14 protein-coding genes are annotated in these 14,364 nt (G+C 40.1%); 11 read left to right on the forward strand and 3 right to left on the reverse strand.

The window, feature by feature from the left end:
- Window positions 1-380: 380 nt before the first annotated feature.
- From ABD930_RS08285 to ABD930_RS08295, 3 genes are all read left to right on the forward strand, one after another.
- Complete coding sequence (locus ABD930_RS08285; protein WP_345231248.1) at window positions 381-1,256, forward strand: lysophospholipid acyltransferase family protein; 876 nt, start codon at window positions 381-383, stop codon at window positions 1,254-1,256.
- A complete protein-coding gene (locus ABD930_RS08290) occupies window positions 1,253-2,278 on the forward strand; it encodes a glycosyltransferase family 2 protein (protein WP_345231249.1) in 1,026 nt (341 codons plus the stop codon). The genes ABD930_RS08285 and ABD930_RS08290 overlap by 4 nt, the downstream gene beginning before the upstream one ends.
- Window positions 2,279-2,370: 92 nt before the next feature.
- Window positions 2,371-3,084, forward strand: a complete 714-nt coding sequence (locus ABD930_RS08295) for a hypothetical protein (protein WP_345231250.1) — start codon at window positions 2,371-2,373, stop codon at window positions 3,082-3,084.
- Here the strand turns inward: ABD930_RS08295 and aroQ are convergent.
- Window positions 3,068-3,502 carry a type II 3-dehydroquinate dehydratase gene (gene aroQ / locus ABD930_RS08300; protein ID WP_345231251.1) on the reverse strand — a complete coding sequence of 145 codons (435 nt, stop codon included), beginning with the start codon at window positions 3,500-3,502 and terminating at the stop codon, window positions 3,068-3,070. The two genes, ABD930_RS08295 and aroQ, sit on opposite strands and share 17 nt — an antisense overlap.
- 83 nt (window positions 3,503-3,585) lie before the next feature.
- Between aroQ and ABD930_RS08305 the strand changes: the two genes are divergently transcribed.
- Window positions 3,586-5,229, forward strand: a complete 1,644-nt coding sequence (locus tag ABD930_RS08305) for an FMN-binding glutamate synthase family protein (RefSeq protein WP_345231252.1) — start codon at window positions 3,586-3,588, stop codon at window positions 5,227-5,229.
- A gap of 130 nt (window positions 5,230-5,359) precedes the next feature.
- Window positions 5,360-6,178 (forward strand): glutamate racemase, encoded by an 819-nt coding sequence (murI, locus tag ABD930_RS08310; protein ID WP_345231253.1) that lies wholly within the window; start codon window positions 5,360-5,362, stop codon window positions 6,176-6,178.
- Window positions 6,179-6,363: 185 nt separating this feature from the next.
- Here the strand turns inward: murI and ABD930_RS08315 are convergent, their stop codons facing one another.
- Window positions 6,364-7,788: an ATP-dependent DNA helicase gene (locus tag ABD930_RS08315; protein ID WP_425571117.1), complete on the reverse strand. Its 1,425-nt coding sequence runs from the start codon at window positions 7,786-7,788 to the stop codon at window positions 6,364-6,366.
- A 63-nt stretch (window positions 7,789-7,851) separates the two neighbouring features.
- Between ABD930_RS08315 and ABD930_RS08320 the strand changes: the two genes are divergently transcribed.
- The 3 genes from ABD930_RS08320 (at window position 7,852) to coaD (ending at window position 9,727) form a co-directional block, all read left to right on the forward strand.
- The gene (locus tag ABD930_RS08320; RefSeq protein ID WP_345231255.1) at window positions 7,852-8,670 is read left to right on the forward strand and encodes a DUF3822 family protein; all 819 of its coding nucleotides are present in this window, start codon (window positions 7,852-7,854) and stop codon (window positions 8,668-8,670) included.
- A complete protein-coding gene (locus ABD930_RS08325; protein WP_345231256.1) occupies window positions 8,658-9,191 on the forward strand; it encodes an RsmD family RNA methyltransferase in 534 nt (177 codons plus the stop codon). The genes ABD930_RS08320 and ABD930_RS08325 overlap by 13 nt, the downstream gene beginning before the upstream one ends.
- Window positions 9,192-9,259: 68 nt before the next feature.
- Entirely contained in the window at window positions 9,260-9,727 is a 468-nt protein-coding gene (coaD, locus tag ABD930_RS08330; protein WP_345231257.1) for a pantetheine-phosphate adenylyltransferase, read from the forward strand.
- On the opposite strand, the gene ABD930_RS08335 is transcribed toward coaD, so the two are convergent.
- Entirely contained in the window at window positions 9,718-10,308 is a 591-nt protein-coding gene (locus ABD930_RS08335; protein ID WP_345231258.1) for an NUDIX hydrolase, read from the reverse strand. The genes coaD and ABD930_RS08335 overlap by 10 nt on opposite strands.
- Window positions 10,309-10,330: 22 nt before the next feature.
- Here ABD930_RS08335 and pyrE point away from each other — a divergent pair, with 22 nt between their 5' ends.
- The 3 genes from pyrE (at window position 10,331) to clpB (ending at window position 14,210) form a co-directional block, all read left to right on the forward strand.
- The gene (gene pyrE / locus ABD930_RS08340) at window positions 10,331-10,981 is read left to right on the forward strand and encodes an orotate phosphoribosyltransferase (RefSeq protein ID WP_345231259.1); all 651 of its coding nucleotides are present in this window, start codon (window positions 10,331-10,333) and stop codon (window positions 10,979-10,981) included.
- 12 nt (window positions 10,982-10,993) lie between these two features.
- Entirely contained in the window at window positions 10,994-11,398 is a 405-nt protein-coding gene (locus tag ABD930_RS08345; RefSeq protein ID WP_345231260.1) for an SRPBCC family protein, read from the forward strand.
- Between the two features lie 208 nt (window positions 11,399-11,606).
- On the forward strand, window positions 11,607-14,210 hold the full coding sequence (clpB, locus tag ABD930_RS08350; RefSeq protein ID WP_345231261.1) for an ATP-dependent chaperone ClpB: 2,604 nt from the start codon (window positions 11,607-11,609) through the stop codon (window positions 14,208-14,210).
- Window positions 14,211-14,364 lie beyond the last annotated feature (154 nt).

Genomic DNA, 14,364 nt, shown 5'->3' on the forward strand with positions numbered 1-14,364 from the left:
TAAATAATCAGCGCGATGGTATTAAAAAGACATATTTTTTGCTACCTTTGTAATCAATGATATTAATCTCCTTCAGCTGTGTTACGAAGAGCAGCAACCTGAATAATTTCCCATATTTCCCTCTAAATTCCAGCGTTCAAATCCACGTGAAATCCACGTCAAGTCCACCTTTTATCCACGTCATATCCACCTATCCTTTTATTGTCCTTCTCCTTTCCTCCGTATTTCCATTTTTCCTTTAGGGCTTAGGTCATACGGAATGCAGGTAAATAGATCGTATGTGGATGGAGTGAGGAGAACGTTGACTGTCTTCTGCCAAACGCTTGGGTATTGGAAAAGGAACGTTGTATATAAGGGGCATTTTATCTAAGTTTGCGCGTATGAAGTTAAGCATAGGTAATCGCATCCTCTCGTTCCTGATTCTGTTAGCTTCATTGCTCCCTTTTTGGGTATTGTATGCCATTAGCGACCTCATGTTTTTGGTGCTATATTACCTCATTGGCTATCGAAAAAAAGTGGTTTACTCCAATCTCGATATCGCTTTTCCTGAAAAAACCATAGCCGAGAAAAAGAAAATAGCCAAAAAATTTTATGTCTTTTTAACCGATATGCTGGTCGAAACCATCAAAATGAGAAGTATTAGCGCAAAGGAGGTAAAAAAACGCATCGTATTAACCAATGAAGATGAAGTTCAACGCCATTTTAACCAAGGGAGTCCAGTCATTGGCACTACCGCACATTATGGTAATTGGGAATTAGGTATTCATCGTTTATCACTCATGACAGAAAATCCGGTGCTTATCATTTATAAACCACTAAACAATAAAGGTTTTGAAAAAATATATAACACCATACGATCCCGATTTCATGCCAAAATGATTCCAATGCGACAGACTATACGACAAATATTAACGCATAAAAACGAACCGCATATTAGTATGTTTTTATCCGATCAGACGCCCGTAAGATCAGAAGCGGATTGTTTTATACCCTTTATGGGACAGCCGACCTTGGTTTTTTTAGGAATGGAAAAGATTGCAAGAAGCACTGGATTTCCCGTAGTGTATTGTCATATTGACCGTATAAAGCGTGGTTATTATAGCTGTACATTCAGCACCTTATTTGAAAAACCACAGCTTACAGAGAAACTCGAAATCACGTTAACCTATCATAAAATTTTAGAACAGCACATTAATGCCAAACCCGAACTTTGGTTATGGTCTCATCGCCGATGGAAACACAAGCCCGCCTCATGAACAAACAAGTAGCTGTTGTGATATTAAATTGGAATGGTAGGGCTTACTTAGAGCAATTCCTTCCTTTAGTTTGTGCAAGCACCTATCCAAACATCACGATCATCGTTGGGGACAATGCTTCTACAGACACTTCTGTTGCCTTCATCCGAACACATTTTCCACAGGTAACGCTCATTGAGCATAAAGTGAATTACGGTTTCGCCGAAGGCTATAACCGGACGCTTCAACAGGTAAAAGCAGATTATTTTGTGCTGTTAAATTCAGATGTTGAAGTGAGCAGCCGGTGGATTGAGCCTATTATACAAGTAATGGAAAGCGAACCAACAATTGCTGCAGCACAACCCAAAATCTTAGCTTACCAACAAAGGCATATATTTGAGCATGCCGGTGCTGCTGGTGGTTATATTGATTGGCTGGGCTATCCATTTTGTGCCGGACGGATTTTAGACCAGGTAGAAACTGATCAGCAGCAATACCAGCACGATAAAGAGATTTTCTGGGCTAGTGGTGCAGCGTTATTTATTAAAAGAAAGGCTTGGGAGGAAGCAGGTGGTTTCGATCCCGATTTCTTCGCACATATGGAAGAGATCGATTTATGCTGGCGCTTGAAACAAAGAGGTTATAAAATAGTTTATTGTGCAGCGTCGTGTGTTTACCACATTGGAGGTGGTACGCTTCAGAAAGAAAATCCTTTTAAAACCTACCTTAATTTCAGGAATAATCTATTTATGCTCCAAAAAAATCTGCCTTTTGGTAAAGCAGTGTGCGTGATATTTATCCGCTTTTGGTTAGATTTTATAGCACTCTTGCGCTTTCTACTGAGTGGAAAAAGAAAAGATGCACTGGCAATCAGCAAGGCACATATCAGTTTTTTCAGAAATTTCGGCAAGACGATGAAGAAACGAAAATTGATCAAGCAACAAACCAATATTACAGGCGTTTACAAAGCCAGTATTATTTGGGCTTATTTTGTGTTAGGCAGAAAAAAATTCACCCAATTGAACCCTAAAAAATTCAGTTAAACCAGAAAATTTAAACCAAAAATCCTTTTCGAATGTTTATGATTTATTAGATGCTGATGATACGTATTCTTTAACGCTTAAAAAACCTACTGATGATACTCAAGAAAAGATTGTTCACGCTTTGGTGTTTATCCATCATCTTTTTCACACCTATCTATGGGCAAAATCCTTCCATAGAAGGTGCTTGGCGTTTTCAGGAAGGAACGATTCAACATACGTTAGTCATGGTAGACCATTACCTGGTCTATAGTACCTTTGATCTCGATCATAAACAGTTTATCAATACGTGGGGTGGTCCCTATACCTTTGATGGTAAACAGGTTAAAATCGACATACAATTTAATGCCGAACAACCGAAAGAGGTACAGCAACAGCGTACGTTTACCATAGCAATGGGAAAAGCATTGGTAACGGCCATTTCTGGGAAAAAGGCAACTTGGAATAATCTGGATCACAACCAAGGTCCACTAGTAGGTGTTTGGCGAATCAGCGGTAGAAAAGTAGACGACAAATTCAATGACATGCCCTTAGGTGATCGTCGTACATTAAAAATCCTTTCGGGCACGAGGTTTCAGTGGGTCGCCATAAACATCAAAACCGGTGAATTTTCGGGCACCGGTGGTGGAACATACACCTTCTCAAACAATACATACACCGAAAATATTGAATTTTTTTCCAGGGATAATAAACGTGTTGGTACGCAGTTAAGCTTTGAGGGAAAGGTAGAAAACGGTCAATGGCATCATAGCGGATTAAGTTCCAAAGGTGATCCCATCTATGAAATTTGGATTAAGTTGAATGGGTAGTGACACCCAACAAATGTAAAACCGCCAAACGATAACTATCCAAACCCAGGCCAGCAATAACCCCTTTGCAGTTTTTAGCTAAATAAGAATGGTGTCTAAAGGCTTCCCGGGCATGCACGTTGGAAATATGCACTTCAATAACTGGTGTTGTGATAGAAGCGATAGCATCTGCTAGTGCAAGTGATGTGTGCGTATATGCCCCCGCGTTTAAAATAATCCCATCGTAGGTAAACCCCATTTCATGTAGCTTATCAATAAGCTCTCCTTCGTGATTACTTTGAAAATACGTCAATTCAACAGTAGGAAACTGTGCAACCAGCTCATTAAAATAACGATCAAACCCTTGATCACCATAAATAGAAGGCTCCCTTATTCCTAATAAATTTAAATTAGGTCCGTTAATGATTAAAAGCTTCATTAATTCAATATTTTGTTTTAATTTGGAATTTTGTTGCTGTTGGGCACACAAAGATACCGAATTCGCGATAAAATAGTTCACCTATGAAAACCCTTTTTTTTGTTATTTCCGCTTTACTGTTTGCAGGAGTAGTACTGACCGGCATTTGGTGGCCTCCAATTTACTGGTCACTTATTCTTCTTTTACCACTCTTTCTACTTGGCTTATTTGACGTTTACCAATCCAAACGTGCTATTCGCCGCAATTTCCCGCTTTTTGGACGCTTGCGGTATATCATGGAAGACTTAAGACCGAAGATACAACAGTACTTTATTGAAAGTGACACTGATGGCCGGCCCTTTAGTAGAATCCATCGTAATGTCATTTACCAACGGGCCAAGAAAGAAGAAGACACCACACCTTTTGGTACTCAACTTAATGTATACGACAACGATTATGAATGGCTAAACCACAGCATTAATGCCTTACCCTTCAATGCGGCCAATTACGACCCGAGGGTTGTCATAGGCGGACCGGCATGCAGCCAACCTTATTCTGCCAGTGTATTAAATATCTCGGCTATGAGTTATGGAGCTTTAAGTAAAAATGCCATTCTTGCTCTAAATCAAGGCGCTAAAATAGGCAATTTTGCCCATAATACTGGTGAAGGTGGCTTAAGTGATTATCACTTAAATGGTGGCGGTGATATCATCTGGCAAATTGGAACTGGCTATTTTGGTTGTCGTACCTTAGACGGAAACTTTGACCCGGAATCTTTTCAGAAAAAAGCAAATCTTCCCCAAGTGAAAATGATTGAAATTAAACTTTCGCAAGGAGCAAAACCGGGGCATGGTGGTATATTGCCGGCAGCCAAAGTAACGGAAGAGATTGCCCGTATTCGTTTAGTAGAGTTAGGTCAAGATGTCGCATCTCCTCCCTATCATCGTGCATTTGACACGCCATTAACGTTATTAACTTTTATTAAACAGCTACGTGAATTATCTAATGGTAAACCCGTTGGTTTTAAGCTATGTATAGGTCACAGAAGTGAGTTTATTGCCATTTGTAAGGCGATGGTCCAAACAAAAATTTACCCAGATTTTGTCACCGTCGATGGTGGTGAAGGAGGCACTGGCGCCGCTCCGCTCGAATTTTCCAACCATGTAGGTATGCCTTTGCGAGATGCATTAGCTTTTGTTTATGATGCACTAACCGGATTTGATTTAAAACAATACATTAAGATTATCGCTTCCGGCAAAATTGCCACCGGTTTCGATCTAGTCAAAAATTTTGCTTTGGGAGCCGACTTATGTAATAGTGCCCGTGGGATGATGATGGCCTTGGGCTGTATCCAAGCGCTTGAATGCAACACCAATAGATGTCCAACAGGGGTTGCTACGCAAGATCCAAATTTAGTGCGCGGACTCGTTGTAGAAGACAAAAAAACACGTGTTGCGAATTACCATAAGCAAACCTTAAAAAGTGCAGCTGAACTGATGGCAGCAGCAGGAATTAAACATCCTGATGATATCCACCGCGTATACATTCATCGTAGGATTTCTCCCGATAGGATTTTAACTTATTTGGATAGTTATCCTTATATTCCCAAGGGATCATTATTGAAAAAACCCTATGCTAAACAGTTTGAATTACTCATGACGATTAGCGACCCCTCCTCGTTTTCACCGAATTTCAACAATCTAAATTGGGAAGAATTGGAATGGGCAAGAAAACCGATGACTAACTAGTGAGATTTAACAGTAGATGGAGATATCCATTCTGATTTTTTTAATTTTTACTTTTGAATATTGATATTTTGTTCGTTTTTTAAACGGATCAATAGATCCGCCAACTGGCGGTGTTTTTACTTAACAACGTATGGGACCAATAGGCATTTTTGATTCCGGATTCGGTGGATTAACTGTTTTTAAAGAGATAAAAGCACTCCTGCCACAGTATGATTATATTTATCTGGGCGACAATGCACGTGTACCCTATGGAACCCGATCGTACGAAACCGTATATCACTACACGTTGGAATGTGTTCATCACCTTTTTGATAAAGGCTGTCGCTTAGTCATATTGGCTTGCAATACGGCTTCTGCTAAAGCGTTACGTACCATACAACAACGGGATTTACCCTTGTATCCTGACCTCAGGAGAGTACTGGGTGTTATTCGGCCAACAACAGAAATCATTGATCAATTTACCGTCAGCAAACAGGTCGGTATATTAGCCACATCAGGTACCGTAAATTCGCAATCGTACAGCATCGAAATCCATAAATTCTTTCCCACAATTGAAGTTTACCAGGAAGCTTGTCCGATGTGGGTGCCGCTAGTAGAAAATAATGAAATAGATTCGGAAGGAGCGCGATACTTTGTTCAACAATCTATTCAACGGCTGTTGACGCGAGCTCCTGCGATTGATACGCTGATTTTAGCCTGTACCCATTACCCCTTACTATTGCCCTTAATCAAAGCACGTATCCCTTCCCATATTCAAGTTGTGTCCCAAGGCCCAATTGTCGCCAAAAGTTTAGCAGACTATCTACACAGACATCCAGAAATGGAAGCGCTGTGCACTACTAATGGAACAACTCAATTTTTTACCACCGAGAAACCGGAAAATTTCGATGAAAAAGCAGCACTTTTTTATGGAGCCCACGTCCAAGCGATGCAATTGGAGCTGGTGTGATAGATAATACTTTCTTTTCCGCAAAGAAAAGAGTATTCAAAGAACCGACCATAGGAAGCTCACCAACACCTTAAAAGACAAACACAATGTGAGTAAACTCATCGCTTGGAACTTTGCTACAAGGGTAATGTATCAACTTGCAAACTGCAAATTAATTTACAAACATGTAATTGCGTTAGCAACGATTAGCCAACAAAAAACTTAGGATTGAAATTTACCAGGAAAAGCTCTTGAGTAGCCCTTGTACACGCGGTATATAACCAACGTAAAAAGTCTGTTGTCAGCATTTCTTCCGTTAAAAAACCTTGGTCAACAAATACGGCATCCCACTGGCCGCCCTGCGCTTTATGGCAAGTCACTGCCATAGAAAACTTAATTTGCAACGCGTTATAATAAGCATCTTTTTTTATGGCCTCTAGCCTAGCCCTTTTTGTGGGTAAATCCTGATAATCTTCCATAACTGCTTCAAATAACCGTCTTTGATCAGCCAAAGGCAAATGAGGCGCATCTGCATGCAAGACATCCAATAATATTCGACAAGAAAGGGGTTCTGCGTCCATTTGGTCGATAAAGCTCAACGTTACGTCGGCAAAGCGAAAACCATACTGCTCGTGTACATTCCGTACCCGCTTTACTACTGCCATATCACCGTTGGCAATAAAGCGTTGGTCCTGCCCTTCCTCCGTAGTCCAATAATAATTGTTACGCACCACCATGACTTGATCCCCTCCTGTTAATTCTTCTTCGCGATATAAGATTTGATGACGAATATGTTGGTTATATAAATTAGCACTTTTATTCGACCGACAAATCACTAACGTATTTTCCAAGCCAAATTTATCATAGGCATAATGTAAACCTTCCATTAAATGTTCTCCCGTCATTCGGAAAATATCTGGAAATCCTTTGACGACTAATTTTGGAAATTTCACCTGTACCAAGGGTTTCTTGTCTAACCTCAATTGTTCACGAATGCGTGTAGCATTAACTAAAATACCTGAGTTACTTTCTTGTCGCACGACATCCGTTAACTCGTAAGTCATTACCTCAACATTAAAATGAGTTCGCAAATATGCCTTATTTAAGGCCGGACTCTCTTCCAAACCAATAGGAGGTAATTGCGCCACATCACCAACAAACAATAAACGACAATGATCGCCAGCCATCACATAATTGACCAAATCTTCCAACAAACTTTTTCCTCCAAACCCTACCCGCTCATTTGAAATCATAGAGGCCTCATCTATAATAAAAAGCGTATTTTTGTGTAAGTTATCCGACAGTGTAAAAGCGAGTTCTGGTGTTCCAGCTACATTTTTTCTATAAATCTTTTTGTGAATGGTTGAGGCGGGTTTTCCGGAATAAGCGGCCATTACTTTGGCTGCCCTTCCCGTTGGTGCCAGCAAAACAGCACGTTGGTGGAGCATCGGTAAAATATGAACCAAGGTACTTAAAATAGTCGTTTTTCCCGTACCTGCGTAGCCCTTCAGCACAAAACAGCTCTCTGGCTGTGCCCGTGTTAGAAAAACGGAAATCGTGTTGAAGGCTTCTTGCTGTTGCGGGGTCGGAATAGCAGGAAAATAGCGTTTAAATAACTGTATGACTTCCACGCCCAAACCTAATAAAAAAAATGCTTTTTGCAATATCGGTTGTAAAGGGTATTTTTGCTATCCATGAGTGAATTATTACAGATTGCATTTATTGATGATAACTTCTCGGTTGATAACAGTAATAACTATCAACTATTGATCAGTGAGGAAAGGTTAAGGCATCAAATGGCTATTGTTACCGCGGATAATCAGTTATTATTATTACTTTCTTGGAAAAAAGGTGCCAACGAAGCACGTGTTAATCAATTATTGGGATTAACGTATCAATCCAAAAAAATAGCAATAGATAATAAAAATATCATACTTATTCCTAGCGACTTATATGATTCTTCTCAAGAATCGCATTACTTCAATATGCTCGCCTTGGATCAAGATGACCATATATTGTTAACCGATAGTTTAGCTGATTTAGCGATTTACAACGTCTATCCATTGGCAAAGAAGGATTCGACAACAATCAATCAAAATTTTCCGGAATTTCATTTCCTATCGCGGAACACCAGCATTTTAAGTGCTTTACAAAAATTGGAACCATCGAGCACCTATCTGTCTGTGAATAGTAGCGACGCTGGATTTACCGACTTCACTTATATTACCGAAGGGAAACTACGCTATCACCAAACACAACCAAGCGAACATGCGGATGAATTTAATTATTTTCTGTTGGCCATTGCAGAAGAGCTTGCCTTTGATTTTAGCAATACGCCCATTTTCGTCTCCGGAACGGCACAGGAAGGACATCCTTATTATGACCGACTTACAAAATACAGTAAACACGTACAGACATTAGCGCTTTCAAATCTAATTACCTGTAGCCATGATGATGTGCATCAACGTATGCACCAACAGTTACCTTTGTTTGGATTATTATGCGTATCATAGGTGGAGCATTGAAGGGAATCAGACTTTCGCCCCCGGCAAATCTGCCGGTAAGACCTACGACAGATCTCGCAAAGGAAGCTTTATTTACGATTTTGGAGTACCGCATATTATGGGAAGAAACCGAGGTATTGGATTTATTTAGTGGTACCGGAAATATTGCCTTTGAATCTGCTTCGCGGGGCGCTAAAGCCATTATTGCGGTTGATCAGCATGTTAAGTGCTGTGCCTATATTAAGCAGCAGCAAGAAAAACTCCATATAGATCAACTTAAAGTGGTTAAGGCAAACGTTTTTAAGTTTCTCGCCTCTTGCAAACAACAGTTTGATTTTATTTTTGCAGATCCTCCTTATGATTTACCACAACTACCTTTATTGCCAAACACCATATGGGAACGGGATTTGCTCAAACCAGCAGGCATTTTCGTACTCGAACACCCATCAACAAGGAAAATCAGTTCACACCCAAATTTGGTAGAACAGCGGCAATACGGGTATTCTTCTTTTAGTATCTTTCAGCGTTAAGTCTCCTTGTACCCTTGTGTATACACTTAATTTTGAATAGTTTTGAGATTAGTCAAGTTGTACGATAAATGAAAAAAAAAATAGCATTATTTCCAGGGTCTTTTGATCCCATAACTAACGCTCATGTCGATGTTATTACAAGGGCCCTATCCCTTTTTGATGAGATCCATATTGCTATAGGTATGAACAGTGCCAAAACACCACTCCTGACCCTGCAACAACGCCTGACCATATTACAGGAAATTTTCCACGCAAACCACCAAATTAAGGTGGGCACCTATGAAGGCTTGACCGTTGATTACTGTAAAAAAATACAAGCTCATTATATTCTAAGAGGCTTACGTAATGGAACCGATTTCGATTTTGAAAATGCCATAGCCCAAAACAATTTACAGCTAGCCCCATCCGTTGAGACAGTGCTTTTTTTCAGCAGTCCGAGCTACAGTCACATCAGCTCTACCATTGTTCGGGATATCCTCAAAAACAATGGATCGATAGCACATTTAGTACCGAAAGAGGTTTTGGATCATATATAGGCATTTTTTGCCAATACGTCTTTAATAAGTCCATAGGTGTTTTTTAAAACTTCTTCCAGTTGTTCCGGATCAATCCATTTAGCTTCCGTAATGTTTTCGGCTGTTTGAGGAATTAACTTTGGGCGCTTGTTAACTCCCATTTCGTACCAATTTGTTTTTTTTAGTACCATTTCTCCCTTCATTTCATAAACATGATAGGAGGATAATATTTTGGGGCCCAAGTAATCCACTTTTATCCCACACTCCTCTTCAACCTCCCTAATAGCCGTTTTTTTGGGCTTTTCACCTGGATCTATTTTTCCTTTAGGTAAATCCCATTTTCCTAAGCGATGGATAAACAGGAGCTGCCCATTTCCATTCTTAACTAGTCCACCAGCCGCCCCAATGCATTTAACCGACTTCTTGATCTGCTTCAGTGTCGCTTTTGGATCAGCTACTGTTAGCAGATAAATGGCCGATTGGGTTGTTGACATACTTTTCTTAAAAAGTTTCTCCAAATCAAAAGTCTGTAAATCAATTTGTTGAAATTCTGTTAACCCATCTGGGGTAAAATCAGCCAAAATTAGGGCCGATTCGTTCATATAAATTTTATAAATTTGCGTCATGAATCACAAGAGTGAGATTGAACAAAAAGTTGCTGAATTTTTATTACAAATTAAAGCAATTAAATTACAACCTTCCAAACCTTTTACATGGGCATCTGGTTGGAAGTCTCCAATTTATTGCGATAATCGTATATCGCTATCCCATCCAACAGTTAGAACGTATATCCGCCAAAAACTTTCAGAGGTCATTCAGGAAGAATTTGGATCTATTGGTATGATTGCCGGCGTGGCTACAGCGGGCATTCCACAGGGTGTGTTGGTTGCTCAAGATCTTGGTTTACCCTTTTCATATGTACGTTCCAGTGCTAAGGAACACGGTAGACAAAATATGATTGAAGGCGAAATTATCGACGGCCAACGAGTAGTGGTTATTGAAGACCTAATTTCTACTGGAAAAAGTAGCTTAAAAGCTGTTGAAGCATTACGCGAAGCTGGTTGCGATGTAGTAGGCTTGGTAGCGATCTTTAGTTATGGCTTCGACGTAGCAGATGAAAATTTTAAGGCAGCCAAATGCCGATATACAACGCTTTCCAATTACAATGCCTTAATTAAGTATGCAGCGGAAAATGGTTTCATCCACCACGAAGATGAAGAATTGCTACGCGAATGGAGAAGAGATCCGGCCAACTGGGAACCCAAAACGGTTTAAAACGGTTATCGTATGACGATTATAGAAAGCAAGTCTACCGTTAATCAGCCACTAGAACGCGTGTATGCTTTCTTGGCTGATTATAATAACCACGAAAAATTAATGCCAGAAAATATCACGAACTGGTCTTCTAACGCTGATGAATCTAGCTTCACCATACCCAATATGGGAAAGTTAGTCCTAAAAATACAAACACGAATACCCGATCAGGAAATCATCATTGTTCCCGCCGAAAGTGCCCCCTTTGAACTGAAGCTATCTTGGAAACTACAAGCCGTAAACGAATTGGCCACTGAAGCCTTTTTTACCATAGCGGCTGATTTAAACATGATGATGAAAATGTTAGCCAGTGGGCCCTTAAAGAAATTAGCTGATTTCCAGACAACTAAACTAAAAGAAGAACTGGAACGCATTTAAGTTGTAAGTAATAACACAACTCACAATTACAAAATCCGTCATTTTTTCAGTATAATTCACTAAAAAACAGACAGTTAGTCATACCAACCATTATTAGTACGACAAAATGTCCATTTTCCTAAAACCTATCGTACTGGTATTCGTTTTGATGTTATAGTTGCAAATGCTTTATTTTTAAGCATAACCTATTCAATATAATTGCATCAAAATGAATTTAAATAATTTTACCATTAAAGCGCAGGAAGCTATACAAAAAGCTTCTGAAATAGCTGGAGGCAATCAACAGCAGGCTATTGAGAACGCACACTTACTCAAGGCCTTACTTTTAGTAGATGAAAATGTTGTTAGCCACCTATTAAAAAAATTAAACGTCAACATTAATCGACTAAATGAATCGTTAGATCAGCAAATCAACAGTTTTCCAAAAGTAAGCGGAAGCGATATTTATTTATCTTCTTCAACGAATACCGCTTTGCAAAAGGCACAAAGCTACCTGAAAGATTTTAAAGACGAATTCGTATCTGTTGAGCATCTACTTTTAGGCATCTTAAATGCGGGTGATAAAACCGCTGCCTTATTAAAAGATCAGGGTGTTACGGAGAAAGACTTAAAGAAGGCCATTATCGACTTAAGAGGCAACACACGTGTTACCGATCAAAATGCAGAAGCCACCTATAATGCATTAAATAAATACGCCCGTAATCTCAACGAATTTGCCGAATCGGGCAAACTCGATCCCGTCATTGGACGCGATGAAGAAATCCGACGGGTGATCCAAATTTTGTCTAGGCGCACGAAGAACAATCCTATTCTTGTGGGTGAGCCCGGTGTCGGTAAAACAGCAATAGCTGAAGGTATAGCACATCGGATTATCAAAGGAGATGTTCCGGAAAACTTGAAAAGCAAAACCGTATTTTCCTTGGATATGGGCGCATTGGTTGCTGGGGCAAAGTATAAAGGTGAGTTTGAAGAGCGGCTAAAAGCCGTTGTAAAAGAAGTTACGGATAGTGATGGGGAAATCATTCTCTTTATTGATGAGATTCATACGCTAGTTGGTGCAGGCGGTGGTGAAGGGGCTATGGATGCAGCCAATATTTTGAAACCGGCCCTAGCCCGTGGGGAACTTAGGGCCATTGGAGCAACTACGCTGAATGAATTTCAAAAGTATTTTGAAAAAGATAAAGCGCTAGAGCGCCGCTTCCAAAAAGTTATGGTTGATGAACCCGACACCCAGGATGCCATTTCGATTTTACGCGGAATCAAAGAACGGTATGAAACGCACCATAAAGTTAGGATTAAGGATGAAGCGATCATTGCAGCCGTTGAACTTTCCCAACGTTACATTGCTGATCGTTTCTTACCCGATAAAGCCATCGACTTGATGGATGAAGCGGCTTCGAAGCTCCGTTTAGAAATGGACTCTGTACCCGAAGCGGTAGATGAGATTGAACGTAAAATCATGCAATTAGAAATTGAGCGTGAGGCTATTAAACGCGAAAATGATAAACAAAAGGTAGAAGAACTAAGTCGCGAAATTGCCAATCTTGCTACCGAACGAGATTCGCTGCGGGCCGCTTGGCAGAGTGAAAAATCTTTGGTCGATAATCTTAACCATCATGTACAGCAGATTGAAGATTTTAAGTTAGAAGCCGAGCAAGCTGAACGTGCTGGCGATTATGGAAAGGTTGCCGAAATCCGTTACGGTCGCATTAAACAGGCCCAAGATGAATTAGATCAACTCAAAAAAGAACTGGAAGCCAAGCAAGGGCCAGCCCGAATGCTCAAGGAAGAAGTTACAGCAGAAGATATAGCCGATGTAGTAGCCCGTTGGACAGGCATTCCGGTTAGTAAGATGGTACAAAGTGAACGAGAGAAATTGCTCCATCTGGAAGAAGAATTACATAAGCGTGTAGCCGGACAAAATGAGGCTATTGAAGCTATTTCAGATGCTATTCGCCGTTCAAGGGCTGGGTTAAGTGATAAAAGAAGGCCTATTGGATCCTTTATCTTCCTAGGTACTACTGGTGTTGGTAAAACGGAGCTGGCAAAAGCTTTGGCTGAATATCTATTCAATGACGAGCATGCTATGGTCCGTATTGATATGAGTGAATACCAAGAACGTCATGCCGTATCCAGATTAATAGGTGCTCCTCCTGGATATGTAGGTTATGATGAAGGTGGCCAGTTAACCGAGGCCATTAGACGTAGGCCCTACTCTGTTGTACTCTTGGATGAGATAGAGAAAGCCCATCCAGATGTATTCAATATATTATTACAGGTATTGGACGACGGGCATTTAACAGACAATAAAGGTCGTGTCGTAAACTTTAAAAATACCATCATTATTATGACATCCAATATTGGTTCTCCACTGATTCAGGAAAACTTCAGTCAGCTTAATGAGACCAATAAAGAGGAGATCATTGCCAAAACAAAAAATGAGGTATTCGAATTACTAAAAAAATCCATCAGACCTGAATTCTTGAACCGTATTGACGAGGTGATTATGTTTACGCCATTAAGTCGGGATGAGATCAGTGATATTGTACGCTTACAATTTAATGGGGTACAGCAACAACTGGCAGAAATGGGCATCACCATCGAAGCGTCAGAAGAGGCCTTGGATTGGTTAGCCCAATTAGGTTACGACCCGCAGTTTGGTGCACGGCCATTAAAACGGGTGATTCAAAAGAAAATCCTTAATGAATTATCCAAGGAAATCCTTTCCGGTAAAATTGACAAGGATAGCAAGATTAAATTGGATATGTTTGATCATAAATTTGTGTTCCTGCAAAATCAGGATGAAAATTAATCATCTATATAGCTATAAAAATGCCGAATCTAAACCATTCGGCATTTTTTATTTAGCTTAACACGCCTGGTTTAAAGCAACAACTGTTGTTCACCGAAATAGCCACATCCAAAATTTACATGTTGCACTGGGATGCACTACTGTTCCTGTAAAT

Origin of the sequence: Olivibacter ginsenosidimutans, assembly GCF_039542865.1 — a bacterium.
GTDB classification, from domain to species: domain Bacteria; phylum Bacteroidota; class Bacteroidia; order Sphingobacteriales; family Sphingobacteriaceae; genus Olivibacter; species Olivibacter ginsenosidimutans.

Coding starts and splice junctions, on each gene's coding strand:
- ABD930_RS08285 (WP_345231248.1), top strand. CDS start 381: ATGAAGTTAAGCATAGGTAATCGCATCCTCTCGTTCCTGATTCTGTTA.
- ABD930_RS08290 (WP_345231249.1), top strand. CDS start 1,253: ATGAACAAACAAGTAGCTGTTGTGATATTAAATTGGAATGGTAGGGCT.
- ABD930_RS08295 (WP_345231250.1), top strand. CDS start 2,371: ATGATACTCAAGAAAAGATTGTTCACGCTTTGGTGTTTATCCATCATC.
- aroQ (WP_345231251.1), bottom strand. CDS start 3,502: ATGAAGCTTTTAATCATTAACGGACCTAATTTAAATTTATTAGGAATA.
- ABD930_RS08305 (WP_345231252.1), top strand. CDS start 3,586: ATGAAAACCCTTTTTTTTGTTATTTCCGCTTTACTGTTTGCAGGAGTA.
- murI (WP_345231253.1), top strand. CDS start 5,360: ATGGGACCAATAGGCATTTTTGATTCCGGATTCGGTGGATTAACTGTT.
- ABD930_RS08320 (WP_345231255.1), top strand. CDS start 7,852: ATGAGTGAATTATTACAGATTGCATTTATTGATGATAACTTCTCGGTT.
- ABD930_RS08325 (WP_345231256.1), top strand. CDS start 8,658: ATGCGTATCATAGGTGGAGCATTGAAGGGAATCAGACTTTCGCCCCCG.
- coaD (WP_345231257.1), top strand. CDS start 9,260: ATGAAAAAAAAAATAGCATTATTTCCAGGGTCTTTTGATCCCATAACT.
- ABD930_RS08335 (WP_345231258.1), bottom strand. CDS start 10,308: ATGAACGAATCGGCCCTAATTTTGGCTGATTTTACCCCAGATGGGTTA.
- pyrE (WP_345231259.1), top strand. CDS start 10,331: ATGAATCACAAGAGTGAGATTGAACAAAAAGTTGCTGAATTTTTATTA.
- ABD930_RS08345 (WP_345231260.1), top strand. CDS start 10,994: ATGACGATTATAGAAAGCAAGTCTACCGTTAATCAGCCACTAGAACGC.
- clpB (WP_345231261.1), top strand. CDS start 11,607: ATGAATTTAAATAATTTTACCATTAAAGCGCAGGAAGCTATACAAAAA.